Annotated in this window: 12 protein-coding genes; 2 read left to right on the forward strand and 10 right to left on the reverse strand. The window is 64.6% G+C overall.

What is annotated here, in order from left to right:
* Nucleotides 1-331: 331 nt before the first annotated feature.
* The 10 genes from N4264_RS11985 to N4264_RS12030 all read right to left on the reverse strand — a co-directional run bounded on the left by N4264_RS11985 (nt 332) and on the right by N4264_RS12030 (nt 17,125).
* Nucleotides 332-4,240 (reverse strand): LVIVD repeat-containing protein, encoded by a 3,909-nt coding sequence (locus tag N4264_RS11985; RefSeq protein ID WP_261697272.1) that lies wholly within the window; start codon nt 4,238-4,240, stop codon nt 332-334.
* Nucleotides 4,241-5,262: 1,022 nt separating this feature from the next.
* On the reverse strand, nt 5,263-7,077 hold the full coding sequence (locus tag N4264_RS11990; RefSeq protein WP_261697273.1) for a hypothetical protein: 1,815 nt from the start codon (nt 7,075-7,077) through the stop codon (nt 5,263-5,265).
* Between the two features lies 1 nt (nt 7,078).
* The gene (locus N4264_RS11995; protein WP_261697274.1) at nt 7,079-9,121 is read right to left on the reverse strand and encodes a heme-binding protein; all 2,043 of its coding nucleotides are present in this window, start codon (nt 9,119-9,121) and stop codon (nt 7,079-7,081) included.
* A gap of 837 nt (nt 9,122-9,958) precedes the next feature.
* Complete coding sequence (locus N4264_RS12000; RefSeq protein WP_261697275.1) at nt 9,959-10,420, reverse strand: PH domain-containing protein; 462 nt, start codon at nt 10,418-10,420, stop codon at nt 9,959-9,961.
* 162 nt (nt 10,421-10,582) lie between these two features.
* Entirely contained in the window at nt 10,583-10,972 is a 390-nt protein-coding gene (locus N4264_RS12005; RefSeq protein ID WP_261697276.1) for an ATP-dependent Clp protease adaptor ClpS, read from the reverse strand.
* Between the two features lie 61 nt (nt 10,973-11,033).
* Nucleotides 11,034-11,414: an ATP-dependent Clp protease adaptor ClpS gene (locus tag N4264_RS12010; protein ID WP_261697277.1), complete on the reverse strand. Its 381-nt coding sequence runs from the start codon at nt 11,412-11,414 to the stop codon at nt 11,034-11,036.
* A gap of 204 nt (nt 11,415-11,618) precedes the next feature.
* Nucleotides 11,619-13,286, reverse strand: coding sequence for a cytochrome c3 family protein (locus tag N4264_RS12015; protein WP_261697278.1), 1,668 nt, complete (start codon nt 13,284-13,286; stop codon nt 11,619-11,621).
* A 44-nt stretch (nt 13,287-13,330) separates the two neighbouring features.
* Complete coding sequence (locus N4264_RS12020; protein WP_261697279.1) at nt 13,331-14,239, reverse strand: hypothetical protein; 909 nt, start codon at nt 14,237-14,239, stop codon at nt 13,331-13,333.
* A 21-nt stretch (nt 14,240-14,260) separates the two neighbouring features.
* On the reverse strand, nt 14,261-14,707 hold the full coding sequence (locus tag N4264_RS12025; protein ID WP_261697280.1) for a hypothetical protein: 447 nt from the start codon (nt 14,705-14,707) through the stop codon (nt 14,261-14,263).
* A 6-nt stretch (nt 14,708-14,713) separates the two neighbouring features.
* On the reverse strand, nt 14,714-17,125 hold the full coding sequence (locus tag N4264_RS12030; protein ID WP_261697281.1) for a cyclic nucleotide-binding domain-containing protein: 2,412 nt from the start codon (nt 17,123-17,125) through the stop codon (nt 14,714-14,716).
* Nucleotides 17,126-17,282: 157 nt separating this feature from the next.
* Between N4264_RS12030 and N4264_RS12035 the strand changes: the two genes are divergently transcribed.
* Complete coding sequence (locus N4264_RS12035) at nt 17,283-19,457, forward strand: acetyl-CoA hydrolase/transferase C-terminal domain-containing protein (RefSeq protein WP_261697282.1); 2,175 nt, start codon at nt 17,283-17,285, stop codon at nt 19,455-19,457.
* A gap of 57 nt (nt 19,458-19,514) precedes the next feature.
* Entirely contained in the window at nt 19,515-21,260 is a 1,746-nt protein-coding gene (locus N4264_RS12040; protein WP_261697283.1) for a cyclic-di-GMP receptor FimW-related protein, read from the forward strand.
* Nucleotides 21,261-21,369 lie beyond the last annotated feature (109 nt).

Consider the following 21,369-nt stretch of genomic DNA (forward strand, 5'->3'; position numbering starts at 1 on the left):
AAGAGAACATTAGTGCGAACTTCTGGTCTGCGTAGAGGTTGTTGATGTCGGACGCTATTTGCTGGATGTTCTCCTTGCTAACCATGGTTGAAGCTAGTTGCTTGCCAGCAATGTCAGTGCCTAGTTTCAGTGTGTGGAATATGCCGACCCAGCCCGGTACGAAAAGTGCGTATGGGACTCGCCAAGCCAGGGTGGCGGGGCGCCGAATGGATGTGCTAACTAGCACCGCAACGCTACCGGCTGCCATCGCTAAGGCCCACGCAGATACTTGTGCAGAACTGTCAACCACGCCCTTTAGTACCGTTGAATCGATCACATAGCCACCCGTTGGTTAAGGTTTCTTTACTGGACTTACCGGCGAAGTGATGGTGCCTTTAAGTGGTTTGTCTGTTGCCGACCACGGCTGACTATTTTGGATAGTCAGTCTTTCCATTTCCGCTTGGGTAAACGGCCTCGCCCCAATCCTCCCAAACACCGCAATCTGATTCCCCGTCTCATCCACAGCCCGATCCCGCTCCAACCCCCGCGACAACGCCAACGCCTCCCCCCCAATCTCCCGCCACCCAATCAACGCGGGCTTCGGCTCCGGACTAAACCCATAAAACTTCGGCTGACTCTCCGGCGACGTCAGCTGCACCACTTTAATCCCATTATTGCCATCTGCAACATACGCAAAAAGGGATGCATTCGTCGTACCAACAATCACGTCCCGCGCATCGCTGATCTTCCCGCCGGCATTGAACATCTGGTACAGCACCGGCTTCTCCGGCTTCGTGACGTCCACAATCGCCAGTCCCTCGGACCCGTTAGCAATGTAGGCATAGGTCCGCGCCACATGGAGCTTGTGCGCATCGGCCAGCGGCAGGAACGCTCCGGTCACCTCCTTGGCCCGGTCCGGCAGGGTGATATCCACCACGTGCAGCCCGTCCTTCGCCGTCACAAACAGGTACCGGAACTGCACCTGCGCGGCCCGGGCGCCGGCGATGGGCACCGTGGTCACGTGCCTGGGGTGCAGAGGATCCGTCATGTCCACGATCACCACACCGGCGTCGGCCATCACATAGAACCAGGTACCCCCAATGGCCAGGTGCCGGGCGCCGGTAAGCACACCGCCTTCGTTCCAGGTCACGGCGCGCGTGAGCTGGTTGTTGCGTGGGTCCCCGTCGTGGAGGGTGTCGATATCAACGGCTATCAAACCTTCTTCGGCATCCGTCACAAAGGCATACCGATAGATGGGATGCATGGGCTGCTCTTGATTGGCCCCCTGCATGAGTTCGCTGACGCTGCGCGACGGGGCCACGGGCTGGGTGGTGGCGAGCACCACGCAGGTGGCGTTTTTGGTGGGGATGCGGGTGTCCTGGCCCAGGGGTGAGAAGGGCGCGGTCACGATCTTGGCGGAGAAGCCCTTGTTGGCGACGCTGGCGACGTCGTAGACGCGCATGCCCTGGTCGCCTTCGGCGGTGTATAGGAATTCGCCGCGTAGCTGCAGGCATTGGGTGGTGCCGGCCTTGTGGGTTTCGGCGGTGGGCAGGCGCTGGTTGCGCTGCTGGTGCTGCTGGTACCAATCCGGGTAGGCGTATCTGTGCAGGTAGCTGCCGATCACGGCCTGCGGTTCATCCCATTCGGTGACCTGCACGGCGCTGATGGCGCCGTCGCCGCCGACCCAGGCATTGAAGCCCACGAAATCGATGAACTTGGTGCCGAGCAGCAGCGTTTGGGCGAGCAGGGCGTTGTTGTCGTTGTCCTTGCTGATATGGCAGTCGGTGCAGGTCTTGGTTTCGGTCTTGCGCTCGGTGTGCGGGTAGTGGGGCGCGAAGGCCTGCGAGGAATAGCCGCTGGCGGCGATGGGCGGCTGCTGGATATAGATCTTCTCGCGGTTGATATTGGTGGACGACAGCACCAGGGCCGAGGACGAGCGCACGGGGGCGATCTTGTGGTCCTTGATGCTGCCGTGCACGCCGAGGAAGAACATGTCGTCGCGGGCCACCTGGGGGTTGTAGGTGGCGAAGTTGCGGGTGAAGCCGCCTTCGTACTTGTGGCGTTCGGTCTTCCAGTTGGCCTGGATAGGCAGGTGGCAGCCGCCGCAGCTGGTGGTCCAGGAGGTGTGGCAGGTGTAGCAGAGCAGCTTGTCCTCGTTGTGGGCGCGCTCGCTCTTGGGCACGTCGGCGCCGTAGTTCTGCTTCACCACGTCACGCGAGACGGTGTGCGCGCGGGTGGCTTTCTCGTTGTACTCGGGCGAAGCCGGGTTGGAGATGTTCTTGGTGAGCGACATCGTCCATTCGAGGCCTGGGGTGACGGCGGAGCGCTGGATCAATTTGTCGCCGACCCATTCAAAGCGCTTCTTGCCGTCGGGGTTGCGGATGAGCAGCAGGTCGCGGCCATGCCTGGACGCGGCGGGGCCGGAGGTGCGCAAGGTCGGGTACTTGTCGACGGTGCCGTGGCAATCCTGGCACTGGATCTCGACGGCGCCCATGACCTCGGCCTTGAGGTAGCCGTTGCCGTGGTTGTCCTGGGCGAAATGGCAGTCGACGCATTGCATGCCGACGTCGACATGGATCGACGACAGGTGCACGGCCTTCTTCCATTTGTCCGGATCGGTATCGTCGATGGGCTGCTGCCTGGCATCGAGCAGGGTGCCCTTGCGATCGCGCGCGAAGATGCCGCGGAAATTCCAGCCGTGGCCGTGGTAGTCGGCGAACTGGGTGTCCTTGAGCTGCGGGTTGAGGAGGGAGACGTCCTTGAGGAAATCGACATCGCGCCATTTGCCGCGAATGGCCGCCTCTTCGGGATTGCGGTCGAGGGTTTTGCGGGCTTCCTCGTCGCTGGGGTAGTGCTGTTTCTCCGGCCACATGAAAGGGGCATCGGATTCGTAATCCCACATGGTGTAGCCGAGCATGGTGTTGATGAACATGTTCGGCTGGTGCATGTGGCAGATCATGCATTGGCTGGTGGGGATCTGCCGGGTGAATTCGTGCTTGATCGGGTGGCCGGATTCGCCCTTGGGGATGGTGGGGTCGGCTTGTGCCGTTTGTCCCATATTGCCAAATTTGGCATGGATGGCCGAATGCCGCGGGTCGCGGTCGTTGGCGTAGATCACATGGCAGGCGGAGCAGCCGGAGGAACGGAAATCGCCCGGGTTGTCGTTGGTGCCGAGGAACCAGGTGAAGGGGTCGTTCAAGCGGGTCTTGTGGATGTTGAGCACCGGGATGGCAACGCGATTGCCGGTGCCGGGGCCGCGGTTGGATTGCTTGAGATCGGGGCGGCCGGGTTCTTCGAGGCGTTGGATGTTGCCGGATTCGTTGGGCAGGCCGGTTTCCGGGAACAGCGTGCCGATATTGCGGCCGCCGCGTTCGAAGACGCGGAAGATGTCGGCTGGGGGTGTGGTTTCCCAGCTGGGGAGTGGGGAGATTTGCGGCAGGATGCCGCGCTTGTTCATGGCATCGTCGTTGGCGACGCCGTTCTTGACGGACGAAGGCAGCCCTTCGCGCGTGTAAGCCTCACCGAGAATGCTGTGCTTGTAGGGGAGGATGCCGTTGTTGTAACTGGCGGCGCCCCAGAACATGGCGGCGTTGGCCATGAGGCTTTTTTCTGCCTGTTGGATGAGGGGGAGGTGGCAGGCGCCGCAAGCTTCCCTTGCGATTCTTAGATCGCCGGGGTTGATGAATCGCGTGAACTCGGGCGATTCCTTTAGCAGGTGGGTGTAGCTGCGGGGTGGGTTGGCGCTGCTGGGCCAATTGCCTGGGTATCTTGGGAGGATGTGGGCTTTGTCCATGGCTTCCACGTAGCCCGTGGAGAAGCCGCGATCCACACGTGTTGCGTGTTCCTTGCCGTGTTCGGAATCGTGGGTGTCGTGGCCGTGTGCCGCTGGCGTCTCGGGGGCACTGGCGAAGACGGTAGGGTTGCCGCCGTGGCAGTCGGTGCAGCCGAGGACGACAGCCTCGGAGGCGTGCATGGTTTTGCGGTCGCTGGCGGTGTGGCAGCTGATGCAGCCGGCGCTTTTTTTGTTGGCGTCTTCCCATGTCTGGAACGCTGGCGCGTCTGGCGCGGTTACATAGGTTCGTTCGACGGGTTTTTCTTCGCTCGCATTTGAGATCGGGCAGATCAGTAGTGCGAAGAACGAGAAGAGGAGAGCGGACGAGCGTTTCGTCTGCCTTGCAGGCAGCCGACCTTCTTTGCTTTGCTTGCCCAAAGAAAAGAAGGCAAAAGAAAGGGCACCCCAGACGGGTCGGTCGCCGGCCATCCATGGCCGGCGACTACGCGGCTTCCCTCCGGGGTTGGGTGAAGGGTCATCCTGACCCTGCACCCAACTCGCGCACATCCCTGTGCGCGACCCGCTGCGCGGGCTGGTCCTACGGGAATCCGCCGACCCTAATGGGGCCCCCTTGAAGAGCGGCGCGCATCCTGCGCGCAGAAGCGAGAGCAAGAGCGGGCTGCAGCAGATTCTTCGTAGCGTGTGCTCGCGGGACGCGAGCGCCCGATGGGCGGTGCGGTTTTCGGCGAGGTCTGATCGCGCGGTGCCCGTTGGGGACCACGCGTTACCGGTCCATTGTTCGATGACGTTAGCTAGCCAATGGCGTGGCGTCGTCATGAAAGCACCCTCGAAGTTGGAGCGATATGGATCGGCGTTAGTCGGGTTTCGATTGGCACGTTGCGACGCGCGAAAAGCCGTAGCCCGGAAAAGCGCAGCGCGTCCGGGGGAATGACGGATTGCGATTGGGAAGTTGCGACGCTTTTCAAGCGTCGACGCAGGTTCACCCCGGATGACCTCTTCGGGGTGATCCGGGCTACGGGGCCGGGCGATGTCACCGGCTTGGCAGTCGGCGTTACCGATGAAGTGGCCGATGCCGTTGCTTCTGCGCGCAGGATGCGCGCTGCTTTGAAAGGGGGCCCCATTAGGGTCGGCGAGGCACTGGAGGAAAAGCCGCCGAAGGCGGGCGCGCACAGGGATGTGCGCGAGTTTGGTGCAGGGCCAGGATGGCCCTTCACCAAACCCCGGAGGTGACTCGCGCAGTGGTTGGCCATGGATGGCCAACCACCGACCCGCCTGGGGTGTGCTTTCTTTGGCCTACCTTTCTTTGCACAAGCAAAGAAAGGTAGGTCGGCTGCCCGAAGGGCAGACGAAACGCTTTGGCTGTTGCTTTCACCCCACGCCCAGGAATGCGAAAAGGACGCAGGTAGGTCGGCTGCCTGCAAGGCAGACGAAACGCTCTTGCTCTGGTCGTTGATTGAAAACGACAGCGCCATCGCCGCGCTCCGGCAATTTCAAAACGTGAAGATGAAATTCCCCAACACCGAGTAATACGTCGAATGCCGATCCCCATAGAGATCCTTGAACCCATCCCCCGGCAGCAGCGCTGCCCCTGACAACCGCAACACGATGTTCTGCGTCATGAACGGCCGCCAGATATAGGCGACGGAAACATCCGTTCCGATGGACCGGCCGATTCCGCCTTGATTGCGTGCGGTCTCCAGGATCTCGGTCTTGTCGAACCAGAGATGATTGAGATTGCCCGAGAGCCGCGACTGTGGGGTGAGATCGAAGTCGGCGCCGATGCCGATCAAACGCAGGCCGGGATTGTCGAAATTGCTCTGCCCCAGTTCCTTGGACGAGCGAAGATTCGCCAGCAAGCCATTGCGCTGGGCCAGCGCCACGCCGCCGCCACCGATCAGCGGCACGTTCTGCCGAATCCAGTAACTCGTATCCGCCCCGGCGAAAATGGGGTTTTCGAAGATGGCGTCGTAACCGGTCGACTTATCGTCGAAGGCATCGTCATCGCCACTGGCATAGGCGAGGGAGCCGCGGACACGGATCCAGTCGAAGTCGCGCGAGACTTCCGCGGCGAAGAATCCGGCGCGGATATCCGTATCGCCCGCGATAAATGTTCCGGGCGATTGCCGCCCCACGGCCGCATAGGCGGAAACGGTGAGGTTCCAGCGGCCGAAGTGTCCGTCGCCGTTGTAGCCGACATAGCCGACGTCATAGGTGCGCGGGCGCTCGCCGCCCAGTGATGAGGGCCGCTGGATGAACCCGTTCGAATCAAAGAACGGCGTGTCTTCCCGATTGCGGTTGTAGACGGCGGTGACCTGCGAGGTGAAGCCGAGCTTTGGCCAATCCTGGCGGTACAGGTTGGCGATGAGAATGTCATCGTCACGCCAGCGGCGGGTGACGTCGTTGAGGCCGGAGTTCAGGTCTTTGTTGAGCCGACGGAACCAGGCGATGTTGTATTGCCAGCGGTTGTTGTCGCGGTTGCCGAAGAAGCGGATGCCGGGCTGGCTGTCCTGGAACAGAAAGCCACGGAAATCGGAATTGAAGGGCTGGATGCCGATGCGGAAGGAATCGAAGTCGTAGCGGGAAGAGACATCGCGCAGATGGTGATCCCAGAAGAGTTCCTGCACGCCGAGAAAGGCATCGTCGCGCGTGGTGCCGAGCGAGGGATCGATCTGCAGCGCGCGCACTTCTTCGGTGTGCACGCGGTTGTAGTTGAGCGCAAGCGTGGCGCGGTATTCGTTCTCGGGCGGTTTGAAGGTGGTGTTGCCGATGTAGTAGTCGGCGCTGAAGATCAGGGTCTGCGCGAGGATCAGCTGGTCGATATCGCCCAGAACATCGAGCGAGCCGGGGTTGGTTGTTGACTGCGGACCAACCGGCGTGGGGATCGAACGCGGCTCGACGATGGTATCGGCGATCAGCGTGAGACTGAGGAACTCGTCCTCGCCGCGAATGGGCTTGTCGCCTTTCAAGACGTTCTGGTTGTAGGGATCAAACCAGGGGTGCTTGAAACCCAGGCCTTCCATGATGCGCCAGCGATCGGGCACCGGCAGGAATTCGCCGGCCATGTCGACGGGTGCCGGGTCCACGGCGTCGGGGTTCTGCGGATCGGGCTCGCTGTAGGGTACGTAGGGATGCCCGGGGCGGCGACGCGGAATCTGCGAGTGGCGGGGATCGTAGGTGGGCGCGGGAAGCAGGCCCGTGAGCTCCATCCAGTGTGGCGTGATCGCCTGCGGCGCGGCGGCGTGGGACGGCGCCGCGGCAATCGCCAGCGCAAGCGCCGAGAGTGCCAATCCGGTGCTGGGCCTCATCTTATTTTCCCTCGCACACGTTGTCGTCGGTGGAGCCGATGAACGGGGCTTGCGGGCATTGCACGTAGCGCAGGCGGGCGGCGGCGGGTTCGAGGCGGTCGACGCGTTTTTCGCGGGGCGCGTTGCCGATGGAACCGTTGAGCCGGGCCGCGGCGTTATGGACGCCGAGGAAGCTGATCATGTCGTCCTGGTCGACGCCGTCGCCGGAGACGCCGATGGCGCCGACCAGAACGCTACCGCGATAGATCGGCACGCTGCCGGGGAAGATCTGGATGCCGTTGGCGGCGCGCGCGATGCCCGTGCAGTTCTGCGCGACGTCGCCGATCGGCATGGGGTTCCCGGGCGTGGGCGCAGGTACGAGAGGCGCGCCGTCGAGCGTGAGAGCGAGGCCGCGCTGGTTGAGGTAGAAGGCCAGGTGGCTGGCGACAGCGTTGTAGACGAGGTCGAGCTGGAGGCCATCCTGGAAAGGGCTCCAGCTGGCGAAATTCAGGCTGAGAGGGCCGGCGCGCGAACTGATGATGCCGTCGGGGTAGTAGGGCCGCGCCAGGTTGCCCACGGCGCGGTTGCTGAAGGCATTGCTGGTATCGGCCAGGGCCGTGGGCAGGCCGAGGAAGCTGCGCAGCTGGCCGACGCGGGCGGCGATGTCGCCTTGTCCCGTGGTGGAAAGGTTGACGGTGCCGTTGGGGAGATCGAGCGCCGCATTGAGGTAGCGGGCGTTGGCCGCGGCAGCGAGGTCAGCCGCGGTGGTGGCGGCGGAGAACAACAGTGCGGCGCGGGCTTTCTGCAGTGAAACATCCAGGCCGAAGACCGGCGCGTCGCGCGTGCGGGCGAGGGCGAGCACGGTGCCGTTGGTGTCAACGACGGAAATGCTGACCCGCGCGGGCGTCGAGAGCGGCCGGCGGATCTGCGCACGCGTCCGGTTGGCAATGCCCAGGGCTTCCTGCACGACGGTGCGGGCCTCGGTGGCGGTCAAACCGTTGGCGCCGTCGGTGCCGGCACGCGGGGCGTAGCGGTTGTTGCCGGCCCCATCGTCGAGGACGAAGGCGTCGAGGTTGGGGTAGTCGCCGGCATCGGGCCGGATGCCGGAGGCCGCTTGGCCGAAGGCGGTGCCGGCGAGCACGGTGCCGCCGAAATAGCCGGGCACTGCCATCATGGTGCCGTTGCCCTGGCTGGCCAGGCTGGGGGCCGTGGCCGGGTCGCGCGCGAGGTGGCTGAATTCCACATCGGTAAAACGGAAGGTCTTGCCATCGGCCGTGATGCGGTCGCCGCGCCGCTCGACGGGGGCCGCGTAGCCGAAGGTGCCGGCCAGGGCGATCAGTTCGTCGATATCGCGGTCGGTATCGCCAATGGAGGGATCGAGCGAATAGCGCTCATCCGCCAGCACGCCGATGCCGCCGACCGGCGCGCCGGCCTTGTAGAGCGGGAAGCCGCCGGGATCGGCCGACAGCCCCAGTGGCGACCGGTGCGGCCCCACGCCCACGCCGCTGGTGAAGCGGGTGGAGAGGTCGGAACAGGGCAACTGGGAGAACTGCACGCCGAACAGGGGCCCCGATGGCGCGTTGAATTCGCCCGGATTGAAGTGTTCCTGGACGATCTGGCTGGCGGTGCGGGTGCTGAAGGCATTGCCTTCCGAGGACAGGTAGGCGCCCGTGACCGCCTTGGCGATGGCCGCCAGCTCCGGCGGCACTTCCAGGCCTTCCAGGCCACCCGTGACGCCGCGGCCGGAGGTGATGGGAATCGTGGCCCGTCGCTCGGGCATCCCATAGACGGCCAGCACGTTGCCGACCCGGTCGACCACGGCGATCACCGCGCGGCGGTTCTGGGCCTGGGCCTCCGCCGCCGCCTGGGCCACGATCTTCTCCACGTCGGCGGTGGTCAGGAACGACTGCGCCGTCGTGCAGGAACCGGTGCAGCCGGTATCGGTCGGCGTAGTGGTGTTCGGCGGCGCCGTGCCTACGGAGCTGGTGGAGTTGCTGCCCCCGCTGCAAGCGGCCAGAACCAGGCAGAGGCCAGCGAGCATCCCGCGAAACGGCGATCTCCCCATCGCACTTTCCTCCGAGGTGGCATGCCCGTAGCCAGGCCGCCGCAGCGGCCGGGGGCGAATCTCTCGTCAGTGGTTCCCGCGGGGGGAATCATAGCTCGTGGGGGAGGGGATGGGGATTGCCATCCCCATCTGGGGCCGGGGTGGGCTTTTGTAGGTTGGCGCTGAGCGGAGCGAAGCCCGACATTGCCGGGCGTTTTGGTGTGTCTGGGCCTCAAAGAGCAAGAGCGTTTCGTCTGTCCTTCGGCCAGCCGACTTACTTCTGTAGGTTGGTGCTGAGCGCAGCGAAGCCCAACATTGCCGGGCGTTTTGGTGTGTCTGGGCCTCAAAGAGCAAGAGCGTTTCGTCTGTCCTTCGGCCAGCCGACTTACTTCTCTTTGCTTGTGCAAAGAGAAGTAAGCAAGAGAAAGCACACCCCAGGCGGGTCGGTCGCCGGCCATCCATGGCCGGCGACTTCGCGAGTCGCCTCCGGGGTTTGGTGAAGGGGCATCCTGCCCCTGCACCAAACTGGCGCACATCCCTGTGCGCCACCGCCTTCGGCGGCTGATCCTACGGCGCCTCGCCGACCCTAATGGGGCCCCATTGAAGAGCGGCGCGCATCCTGCGCGCAGAAGCAACGGCAACGGCGACGGCAACGGCGACGGCAATAACGATGGCGGCTACGCTTTTCGTAGCCCGGGTTAACCCGCAGGGTTCACCCGGGGTGAACGCGCGTCGACGCCGGAGATGCGCGGCGTGGCGCGGGCGATGATTCGGCGGCAATTCGTGATTCACCCCGGGTGCGCTTGCGCTTACCCGGGCTACAAAATCGAAAGCGCGGCTCAGCATCCTGCGCTGCGGCTACCTGGCTTCCATCGCGGCAATCGCAGCGCTGCGGAAGCGCAGGGGGTCGGCGATGGCGGGAATGGGGGTGCTGGTACCGCCGGAACCTTTGATGACAATCGTGCCGTAGTTGAGAAGCCGGCCGATGATGCTCTGTTCGACGTGGAAGGATTCCACCTTGCTGTGGCCCAGCTCGATCGTATGGCGGCTGATCAGGCCGAATTTGGCGACAACGCGGCGTGATGTGACGGCGAGTTCGGTTGACGAGGCGTAGATGAAGCGCTTCAGCCACCACAGCGCGCCGATGGCGACGACGCCGAGGCTGATGGTCCACCAGGGAATGTGGCTGGGAGGCCAGAACGGGATTGTGGCCACGCCGGGAATGATGATGCTCACCGGTGCGGCATAAATCGACCAATGCGTCTTGCCGACGGCGACGATGCGTTCGTCCTGGGTGAGGGAGGATTGGACGTAGCCCATTGGATGCTCCAGGTCTGCTTGCCCGGACCGTTTTCACGTCAATGTGCGTCGGCCCGGTAGTGCCGGGGCGAGGCTATTGGAAAGGCGCGGGGATTTCCATGCCGGTGCCGGCAGTACAAAGGCGGTACGGCGTGGAAGATGGCAAAGATGGCGTTGCCTGCGTCACGCGTCGCCCGGCGGCGTTTTGCGATGGACGACGCGGCAAACCAGCGGGAAACCATGGCGCGTGGCATCGTCGGTGATACCTCTGGCGACGGCCTGCGCATCCTCCAGCGTCGCCGTTGAGAGAAGGATTCCGCCGTGCGCGTGAATATGTACCGTCACGAATTGCGCGTCCCGCGAATCCATGCGCGCATGCCGTTGAAGCGCATCGGCCACGAAATCCATCGGTGTCTTGTCATCGTCCAGGAGCTCGACGCCGTAGCAGAAATCTTCCTTCAGCGTGCTTTTCAGTGCCAGGGAGACGCTGTCCCTGTCGATGATCGGCGGCGGTGGACCCTTCCAGGCGGCGCGTAGTTCGTCGAGGAACCGTTGCCAGAACGAATTCCTCATGGGAAGAAGCTCCCGAACACCTTCACCGCGATGCGAGACGACAATCGCATAGATGGAGGAATCACGGTGAATAGTCCCGGGAGATGGCGCGGCAAACGAGGGGATACCCCCGCGCCTTCGCGTCGGCCGTCACGCCCTCGGCAAATGCCTCGGCCTGCGCCATTGTGTCGGTCGGGAGCACAGCGCCCCCACGCAAATGGATCTGAAGCATCATTTCGTATGCTCGCTTCGTGGCGAAGTTGCCATGCGTGACAAGGCAATCCACGACGAATTCCATGGGGGATGAATCGTCGTTGAGAATTTCGACGCCGTACAAGAAGCCGTCCGGCACGAAGCCTTCGCGGTCAAGCAGCGATGTGCCCGTGGGAAATACGGCCGAGGCAGGTGCGTCCCAGAATCGTTTGAGGGCATCGAGACAGCGGGTCAAGAACGTCAACATCATCGGTTTTCCATTCACGTATTCGCAGGTTCACCCCGGGGCAGACCCTTTGAGTTGACCCGGGTTACAGGAATCCATCGCTTGTGTCTCAGACAATGCGCAGCCCGAACCCCAACCAGGAATATCAGATTGTGGGCTGATCAACCGTGGTTGCATTGGTGGGGTTCGCTCCCGGCTCACCCCAATCTACAGAAATATACAAAGCGTTTACAGGGACTGCAGCTTCAACCCCTCCGCCTGATGATACTTGTGACACGCAATGCACGTACTCGCCACCTTGCTTCCCCCGGTCTCGCCGGCGTGACACTGCCGGCAATTCTCGATACCCGGAATGAGCAAGTCGGAGGCGGTTTCGGAGGTGGTGGCCTGATGGCAATCCCCGCAGGCCATCGTGGCGTGCCTGGCGTGGGTGAATGATGCCTCGCCGAACCAGATGCCGGCGACACGCACGGGCGCAATGCGCCATTCGGTTTCGGCGGTGGGCGGCGTGACGGTGTGGCAGGTGATGCAGGCGCGGTCGGTGAAGATGCTGTCGACCACCTGTCGTGCTTTGTTGCGCGCCCAGGCCAGCGCTTCGATCTGCTGTTCCCGCGATAGCGGCGGGTCACCCGGACGCCGCCGCGCCTGGACGACCGCGGGCGCGCCGGCGTCGCTGTAGCCACCGGAAAGCGCCCGCCTGGCGTAGTAGTCGTCCAGCATGTAGCCCACCTCGGCCACCTTCGCGTGCGGCACTTCGCGTTCGGGGGAGAACGTGTCGAAGCCCAGCGTGTGGCATTCGTGGCACATCGTCTCGAACTGGATCGGTTTCATGGCCAGGCCGCCGGCATCGGGTGTGTGGCAGCTGGCGCAGGTGAGTGTGCGCGTGCCTTTTGGCGTGTTGAGGTCAGGCTTGAGATGCTTGACGTGATTGAATTTCAGGCCCGAGGTTTCCTTGACCATGGGTGTTAGCAGCGTGCGTTGCGGTGCGAAGACGTTGATGTCGTTCCAGGCCGGCAGATTGATATGGAAATCCGGGTGGTTCTTGCCGAAGTCGGTGGCGTCGGCGAGCTGGCTGGCGTTGCGGGTGCGCGTCTTGAGATCGGTATGGCACGTGGCGCAGAGGGCCTGGTCGGTGCGGACCATGCCGCGCAGGCCGTGGTGATCCTGGTGGCAACTGGCGCAGCGGGCTTCGCCCAGCGCCGGCAGGTTGAATTTTGCGGGGTCGGCGTGTGCGGCGATCTGCGTGTGGCAGCTGAGGCAGGTGCGGTCGCGCACCTGCAGGAACGGCGTGTCGTGGCAGCGCTTGCAGTCGTCGCCGAAGAAACGGTGTGCGGCATCGAGCGGCCCAGGATTCCAGCTGGTAGTGCCGGGCAGATGCGCGGCGGTGATCACGCGAGCAATCACGGGGCTGTAGTGTGACGCCGCGGGAATCAGCAGGCCCAGGACGAGCGTGCCCAAGAACAGCAGCCACGAGGGCAGGCGTTTGCCCAGCCAGGTTTCCTTGAGCGAGGTGGGCTTGGCACGCCGGGCGTGGACGGCGGCCTGTTCGGTCTTGTCGAGTGTGGTGATTTCGACGGCGGCTTCGAAATCGCGCGGTGGATCAAGCAGGGTGATGCGGGTGCTTCCGATTTCAATAGTGGAACCGGCGCTGACGGCGAGGCCGTAGGTGAGTTCGCCGTTGACGCGGATGCCGGCGAGATTGAGGGAATCGACACGATAACGGCCGGGGCCGGTGATCTTGACGCGGGCGTGCTTGAGAGCGACGCGCAGGTCCGGAATGAAGATGGCCTGGTCCGCGGCGCGGCCGATCGACAGCTGGTCGCCGAAGTGCACGTCTTCCTCGTAGGAGACGGCGCCTTTTCCCTGCTTGAGCACCCGGCGGATCAGCCAACGCATGTGTCCTTGCCCCCTTCGTCACGAAACGGCGGTACGGCGGATGGTCACCAGTAGAAGAACACGGAAACGATATGGCCGATCAGCGCGGCCAGCAGCGCGAATGAGAGTGGTACGTGGATATAGAGCCAGATTTCCATCAGCGCCTGGTACTGAATGTCACGTGCAACGCGGGTGGCGAGTGATTTCTTGCGGGAGATCAGGTCGATGAGCTTGCGCAGGGCGTCGGTATGGCGATCGTTGGTGCCGCTGGCAAGGAAGTCGACCATGGCGTAGATGGTCTGGTTGGATTTGGCTTTCGAGGCGTGAAACGAGCGTTCGTGCTCATCGAGTGCGGCTTTGATACCGGCCAGCGCGGCATCGGAGTCATCGCGTGCATGCAGCTGAGCAAAGACGCCGCCGCCCAGGCGGGTGTTCTGGATCGAACGCAGCACCACGGCATGCACCTTGGGACTGATGCCGTCGGCGAGGGCGAGGGCGTTCTGGTCCAGTTCGGTGATCTCGTCGAGCATGGCATGGCGCGTGGCGCTCTCGCGGTTGCGCGTCATCAGCGTGGGATACCGCAAATAGCAGTACACGCCGTAGAAACCGGAGAAAATCACGATGAGCATCAGCGCCAGGCAGAACGTATGCAGGTTCCAGCCGACCTGGAAGCCCGCATGCAGCAGGGTGATGAGGATAAGACTGGTGCCGAGGTACACGTGGGCGGACAGCCAGCCGCGCAGGCTGGCGCTGCCGCCGCGGTAGCTGCGCTTGCGCAGGCCAAACAGCATGAGCCAGACGATCAGCAACGCGGCGATGGTGCCGAGCGTGTAGCCGAGCCACGTGCCGCCGTTGGGCGGCACCCCGGGCGAATGCCAGATGTAGGCGACGATGGCGCCGATCGACAGTACCAGGGCGATCCAGAACCAGCGGGATCGTGCGTGGTTGAGCAGGGATTCGTGGTGGACGCTCATGGGTGGAGTCTGGTCTCCGGCTCATTCGCCTTCATGGGGAGGAAGGTCGGCGCGATGGCGCTTGACGAGGAAGTGACCCACGCCGAACAGGGCTGATCCCAGCACGAAGGTGAACGTCACGCCCTTCCAGTAGCGGTCGGGTTCTTCCGAGCGGAAATAGATCTTGGTGTCGCAGCGTTTGCAGGGGACGATCACGACGCCGAAGAGAATCTGCAGGATGGCGATCAGAAAGAATCCGGCGCCGGCAATGCGGATGCCATGGCCGGTGGTGATGGCTTCGCGGACGACGTGCAGGCGCGCGCTGCGGACGATGTGTATCTGCGCCTTGGCGCTGGCGTCATCCGGTTTTCCGTCGGTCTTGAGTGGATAGAAGCGCTGCTTGCAGCGATCGCAGTAGTGGAGGCGGCGTCCGAGCGAGCGCGACGGGCCGTGGCAGGTGGGGCAGGGCGGCGTGGTGGCCTCGTTCACGGCCGGCTACCGTCGGCTGCGCGCATAGGCGGCGAAGTCCTCCGGCGAGATGCGGATGGCGGCCCCGGTGGGACACGCTCGCACGCAGGCAGGGCCGCTTTTGACATCTTTGCACATGTCGCATTTGACGGCCTTCTTTTCCTTGGCTTCCTTCTTTTTCTTCGGGTCGGGCGGGGCCTCGCCGGGGCCGGGCCCCAGGCCCAGCAGCAGCCACGACAGCAGGCCCGGCTTCTTGGGCGGCTTGGAGGCCATATGGATTACGCCATAGGGGCAGTTGCGCTCGCAGTTGCCGCAGCCGATGCAGTTGTCGGCGATATAGACCTCGCCGTTGGGCGCGCGGTGAATGGCATCGGGCGGGCAATCCTTCATGCAGTGGGGATGCTCGCAGTGCCGGCATGAGGTGGGCACGTGCACACTGGCGAAGGTCGGCCCGGCTTCGCGGTCCAGGCGCGAGGTGCCACCGTGGGTTTCGGCGCAGGCTTTCTCGCAGTTGTCGCAGCGCACGCAGAGTGATTCGTCGATCAGCAGGATGTCGGTGGCTTCGCCGGCGCCCTGGGCGAGCAGGAACTGGATGATGTCGCCGCCTTCGGGCGCGACCTGCATGGCGAGATTGGCGGCCGCACGCTGGCGGTATTCCTGTTGCAGGCGCAACTTGAGCGCGGGCAGGCGGGCGACGAGGGTCTTGAAGCTTTCGCCATCGAGGCGGACGGTTTCGGTGGCGATGGCGGCGCGCGCGGTCGCGGAGCGTTTGGAATCGCCCAGCAGGGCCATTTCGCCGACGTAGTTGCCGGCCGGCACGTAGGAGAGCACGACATCCTTGCCGCCGATGATGCGCGAAATGGTGAGCGAGCCCACGCGCACCAGATGCAGGCAGTCGCCGATCTCGCCTTCGTTGAAGAGCACGTCGCCGGCGTTGAAGGTCTGCAGCGTGGCGTGCGAAACGATGTCGGCCAGCTGCGCGGCCGTGGCTTCGGGGGCGAAGCGCGACTGGATGGCGCGCAGGATGAAGGTCTGGTCGATTTCGCGCTTGACCGCGGCGACGGAATTGATCAGCCGGTTCATCGAGCGGCGCGGCGTTTCCACGAGCACGCAGTTGGCGCCAGCAATGACGGTGGCCGAGCGGCGACGGCCCGAGATCAGGCTCATCTCGCCGAAGAATTCTCCCTTGTGCAGGGTGACGCGCTGGTTGGCGACCGGGTCGACGACGATCTGCACTTCGCCATCGACGACCGAATAAAAGGAATTCGTATAGTCATTGCGCCTGAACAGCTCTTCGCCGGCGCGGGGCGTGCGGATCTCCGAATCGAGCATGAATTCGCGCAGTTGCAGCGGGGTGATGTGCGAAAGCAGGCGCACGTTCGCCTGTACGCGGGCGAGGGCCTCGTCGACGCTGCGGAAACCGGGCATGGCGGCGAACTTGGCCTTGAGCAGGGGTTCATCCGCCGGTTCGACCTTTTCGCCGCGGATGTACTCGATGACCTCGAAGCCCTGGTTCATCGCCTGCTTGATCAGCGGATAACCGCCCAGGGCGCCGACGATGTAGAGGCCTTTGACATTGGACTCGTACTGCGGGCTGATGGCCGGAACCGAGGCCGGGTCTTTGCTGGGAAACGTCACGCCGCAGGCTTCCACGAAGCCGCGCGGCGCGGTGGCACCCAGGCGGGCGATGACGCGGTCGATCAGGATCTGTGCCTTGCCCGCTGGCGTGGTCAGGGCCATGCGGCCCTTCTTGCGGCCCACGTTCAGCGCATCGACGCGTTCGGGCGCGGCGTTGTAGTAGCACTCGATGATGCCGTCCTCGATGGCCTTGAGAATGGCGGTTTCATTGCCCTTCTTGGCGCGGGCGAACTCGTCGCGCCGGTTCACGATGACGACGTGGTTCTGCCTGGACAGCGCTACTGCATTTTCGATGGCTGCGTCGCCGGCGCCGACGATGACAATGGTTTCGCCTTCGTATTCGTCCGGGTCGTCGAGCTGGTACTGGACGATGGGGAGGTCTTCGCCGGGCACGCCGAGCTTGCGGATATTGCCCTGCAGGCCGATGCCCAGAACCACGAACTGGGCTTGGAAACGCTGGCCGTTGGTGCAGCTGATCTCGAAGACGCCGTCGTCGCGCTTCTTGATGACGCTGACTTCGTGCCCGTGACGGACGTTGATCTTCAGCTTCGCGGCGGCGGCGTCCCAGGCATCCAGGATGCTTTCGCGCGAGCCGGCCTTGAAGGGCACGGGCGAGCGCAGGGGCAGGATGCCGGGCTCGTCCATGACGAACTTGCCCTTCTGGTAGCGGAAGATCGTATTCGACAGGTGCGCCTCGGCTTCCAGCAGCACGTGGGATTCACCGCGCTCGGCCGCGCGCGCCGCGGCAGACAGGCCCCCTGGGCCGGAGCCCACGATCGCGATCCGGAACCGCTCGCTCATACGTCCTGGCACCTCTGGCAGAGGAGCGTCCCGGAACTGGTGGCCTGTCCGCGCGATTCTACGGTTGCGGGCCATGGGTGACCCGCCGCATGACAGGAGGACGCACGTCCGATCATACTCGGGGTGAATATTTCGCCAAGCCGGGGAACGGATTGCGATGACGCATGTGGAGCGGCAGGCCAGGGTGGCAGACGCGGTGGCGCGCATCCTGGCTCATTGCGGTTCGACCATCCGCCTCGCCGCGCCCCTGGGCCTGGGCAAGCCCAATGTGCTGCTCAATGCGCTGTTTGACACGGTGGCGCGTACGCCGTCGGTGCAACTGCACCTGTTCACCGCCCTGTCGTTGATGCGGCCGGTGCCCCGGACCGAGCTGGAGCAGCGCTTCCTTGAACCTTTCCTGGCGCGCCATTTCGGCACCGACTATCCGGACCTGGCCTATGCCGTGGCCCGGCGCGAAGGGCGCCTGCCGCCGAACATCCAGGTCAGCGAGTTTTACTTTCAGTCGGGCAGCCTGCTGGGCAACGACAGTGCGCAGCGCGACTACGCCAGCCTCAATTACACCCACGTCGCCCGCGACATGGCCGACGTCGGTATCAACGTCGTGGTGCAGCTGATCGCCAGCCGTCGCGAGGGTGGCCGGGAACGCCTGAGCCTGGCCAGCAATCCCGACGTGACGCTGGACCTGCTCGATGAGATGGCCTCGCGCGCCAAGCCGCGGCCGCTGGTGGTGGGCGTGATCCACCCGCGCCTGCCCTTCGTGGGCAACGAGGCGGAGATCGGGGCCGAATGCTTTGACGTGCTGCTGGATGACCCGGCCTGCGACCACACCCTGTTCGCGATTCCGCGTGAACCGGTGGCGCCGGCGGAATTCGCCCTGGGCCTGCACGCCAGTGCCCTGGTGCGCGATGCCGGCACCTTGCAGATTGGTATCGGCGCGCTTTCGGACGCCCTGGTGCATGCGCTGCTGCTACGCCATCGCAACAACATGGCCTACCGGGAAACGCTGGATGCGCTGGGTGGGGCGCATCCGGTGGTCCAGTCGATCGGGGGGCTGGATCCGTTCGTGACGGGCCTTTACGGCGCCAGCGAGATGGTCATGGATGGCTTCATGCACCTGGCCAAGGGCGGCATCCTCAAGCGCCGCGTCTTCGACGACTTTGCCATCGAACAGGCGCTCGCCGAAGGCCTGATCGGCGAGCAGCTGCGGACGGGCGATGTCGAACGCCTGTATGCCTGCGGCGCATTGCCGTCGCTGATCGATGCGCGCGAGCTGGTGCGGCTGGTGCGCTGCGGCCTGCTGCCGGAGGGATCCCGGCTGGAAGGTGACAGCGTGGCGCTGCCCACGGGCGCGCGCCTCTCCGCCGACCTGCGCGAAATGGTGGCGCGCGCGGCGCTGGGCCGGAGCATGACCGGTCGACGGCTGCGCGAAGGGCGCTACCTGCGCGGGGCTTTCTACTTGGGGTCGCACGAGTTCTACCGCTGGCTGCGCGAGCTGTCGGCCGATGCCTACGACGGGCTGTCGATGACGCGGGTGTCCGACATCAACCAGCTCTACGGCGGCCGCGAAACGCTCGACGCCCTGCAACGGCGCGACGCGCGTTTCTTCAACACCTGCATGATGGCCACGGCGCTGGGGGCGGCGACCTCCGACGCCCTGGAAGATGGACGCGTGGTCAGCGGGGTGGGAGGGCAATACAATTTCGTCGCGATGGCGCATGCGCTGCAGGGTGGACGCTCCATCCTGATGCTGCGGGCGTCGCGGGGGCAGGGGGCCTCGGCACGGTCGAACCTTCTGTGGCACTACGGCCACACGACCATTCCTCGCCACCTGCGTGACATTTTCGTCACGGAATACGGGGTGGCGGACTTGCGCGGGAAATCAGACGGCGAGTGCACCCTGGCCATGCTGGCCATCAGCGACGCGCGCTTCCTGGATGACCTGGTGGCCCAGGCCCGCCGTGCGGGCAAGCTGGCGCGGGACTTCACCGTCCCCGACCGCTGGCGGATGAACACGCCGGCGCGCCTGGCGGCAGCCCTCGGACACCCCAGCCGCCGTGGCCTGTTTGATGCATTCCCCTTCGGGTCGGATTTCACGGCGGAGGAACTGCGACTGATCAAGGCACTGCAATGGCTCAAGGCCAGCACCCTGACTCCCGCCGGCAAGGCGCGCCTGCTCTGGGGCACGCTGACCACCGGCCGTCCACGGGACGATGAGCTCGCCGCCCTGCGCCGCATGCAACTGGATCAGCCCTCCCGCCTCCGTGAAAAGCTGTTTCATCGTATGGTTTTGCTGGGGTTGCGGCGCACGGTTGAGACGGATCGTGCACTCTAGAGTCGGCACGGAAGCTAGACTGATACCAACGCGCAGGACGCCACAGGGGCAATAAAGATGAGCGAAGTCCTGAATCGCCTGTCGAATGACTGGCCCGAGCGACATCCTCCGTTCAAGGACGACTTTGCAACGGATTCCAAGGCCGTTCGCGCCTGGCTCAACCACTTGCCGCTGGCCAATCCGGCAGCGACCGGCCGCCAATTGCTTGACGCGCTGATGGTGATGAACCGCATGCGGCTGGATCCGCAGCAGCGGTTGGACGCCCTGGAGATCCTGCGTGGGCCGGTGGCCCAGGTCGTCGGCACGATGGACCGGCAGGTGCTGGTCGAGAGCTTTCCCCTGCCACCGGCCAAGTTGCAGCTGGCCCGCACCACCCAGGACTTCGAACGCGAACTGGCGCTGGGCTATGTCGAGGCGCTGCACGACTTCTGCGCCGCCTCCGGGCGGGTACCGTTCCTGCGCGGCAAATCGGTGGCGCTGGCGGCTGTCAGGGCGCTGCAGCACTACGGCGCGCTGCTGGCGAAGGCCTATCTGCTCTACCGTACGCCGCCGCCGGGTGTGTGGATGCACCTGCATACGGTGTTCGCCGCGGCGCACGAACTGAAGATTGACGAGAAGCCCGTGGCCGATCCGGCACTGGGCGGGGCCGAGCTCTCGGCCCGGCAGGCCTATGCGCACACGCTGCTGCTGGCCCTGTGCAATCCCTATCGTTTCACCCAGCGCGAGATGGCCGACGTGGTGGCGCTCACGCGCGCCTGGTCGCCCTACTGCGTGCTCAGCTACGGACGCGTCGGGCAGGGCGCCTTCGGCATCCAGACTGACATCGACCAGGGCATCGGCTATGTGCCCGAGGAGCGCCAGGAGGCGATTGCGGGCCTGCTGTCGTTTGATCCGCAGCCGGTGCAGCGGATGATCGAGGAACACATGCAATTGCTGCCGCCGGGGACGGACCTGCTCAGTTTCCGGCTCAAGGGCGGCCCGGCGGTGCAGGCGCGACGCAGCGTGGTCGACCGGTTGATGCGGGCCTGGTCGGGCGGTGCGATCCGCAATCATCCGCGCCTGCCGGCAGGCCATACGCTCGACACCGTGATCGGCCTGCACGCCGTGCATTACGTGCTGTCGGGCAACGAGGATTTCGACAGCTTCCTGCGCCGCGTCCGCGGTCAGGCCATCAATCTGAGCGAACGCGACACCGTCGCGCCCTGGGCCAGCCAGACCAGCGAAGCCGCACCGGTGGTGCAGCATGCCCGGGTGCTGGACCAGAGCCTGGGCGGCTACCGCCTGGTCTGGGAGCGCGGCGACATGGCCCGCGCCAAGGTTGGCGAGCTGGTCGGCCTGGCGCCGCTGGCAGCGGAAGATGAATCGCAGGACTGGATGGTGGGCGTGATCCGCTGGATCCGCGTGGATGACAACGAAGCGGTCGATGCCGGCGTCGAGCTGCTGGCGCGGCGGGCGCAACCGGTGGGCATCGCCAGTTTTGATCATGGTGGCAGTGCGCGCGCGGCGATGCGCGGCCTGCTGCTGCTGGAACAGCAGGGGGAGCAGGCGCTGACAGTACTCGCGCCGCACTTGTTTGACCGCGGCGCGGTCGAGCTGGAATTGACGCGGCCGGCCGATCCCATGGACTGGGAGACGGAAGCCAGCGTCGCGCGCCTGGGCGATGTGCGGGTGGTGGATGCCAGCGGCGCGTACCAGCGCGTCCTGATCGGACGGGCGCCGACCGCCGCTGAGCTGGCGGAGATGGAGCATTCGCTCGAGCGCATGGAGGTGGAGCATGCGGAGGCGGATGGCACGACCGGTTAACGGTGCCGCTGGAGTGTCAGTGGCGCTTTCCGATCGACCTATTTTCGCAATGTAGCGACGGCTACGCTTTTCGTAGCGAGCTAGATCGCCGGATTCACTTGGGATAGGG

This window comes from Tahibacter amnicola (assembly GCF_025398735.1).
Taxonomy (GTDB): Bacteria; Pseudomonadota; Gammaproteobacteria; order Xanthomonadales; family Rhodanobacteraceae; genus Tahibacter; species Tahibacter amnicola.

Bases quoted from the DNA above. Each gene is read 5' to 3' on its own strand.
- N4264_RS12015 (WP_261697278.1), bottom strand. From the start codon at position 13,286: ATGCGTTGGCTGATCCGCCGGGTGCTCAAGCAGGGAAAAGGCGCCGTC.
- N4264_RS12000 (WP_261697275.1), bottom strand. From the start codon at position 10,420: ATGGGCTACGTCCAATCCTCCCTCACCCAGGACGAACGCATCGTCGCC.
- N4264_RS12020 (WP_261697279.1), bottom strand. From the start codon at position 14,239: ATGAGCGTCCACCACGAATCCCTGCTCAACCACGCACGATCCCGCTGG.
- N4264_RS12040 (WP_261697283.1), top strand. From the start codon at position 19,515: ATGAGCGAAGTCCTGAATCGCCTGTCGAATGACTGGCCCGAGCGACAT.
- N4264_RS12030 (WP_261697281.1), bottom strand. From the start codon at position 17,125: ATGAGCGAGCGGTTCCGGATCGCGATCGTGGGCTCCGGCCCAGGGGGC.
- N4264_RS12035 (WP_261697282.1), top strand. From the start codon at position 17,283: ATGACGCATGTGGAGCGGCAGGCCAGGGTGGCAGACGCGGTGGCGCGC.
- N4264_RS11995 (WP_261697274.1), bottom strand. From the start codon at position 9,121: ATGGGGAGATCGCCGTTTCGCGGGATGCTCGCTGGCCTCTGCCTGGTT.
- N4264_RS12010 (WP_261697277.1), bottom strand. From the start codon at position 11,414: ATGATGTTGACGTTCTTGACCCGCTGTCTCGATGCCCTCAAACGATTC.
- N4264_RS11990 (WP_261697273.1), bottom strand. From the start codon at position 7,077: ATGAGGCCCAGCACCGGATTGGCACTCTCGGCGCTTGCGCTGGCGATT.
- N4264_RS12005 (WP_261697276.1), bottom strand. From the start codon at position 10,972: ATGAGGAATTCGTTCTGGCAACGGTTCCTCGACGAACTACGCGCCGCC.
- N4264_RS11985 (WP_261697272.1), bottom strand. From the start codon at position 4,240: ATGGCCGGCGACCGACCCGTCTGGGGTGCCCTTTCTTTTGCCTTCTTT.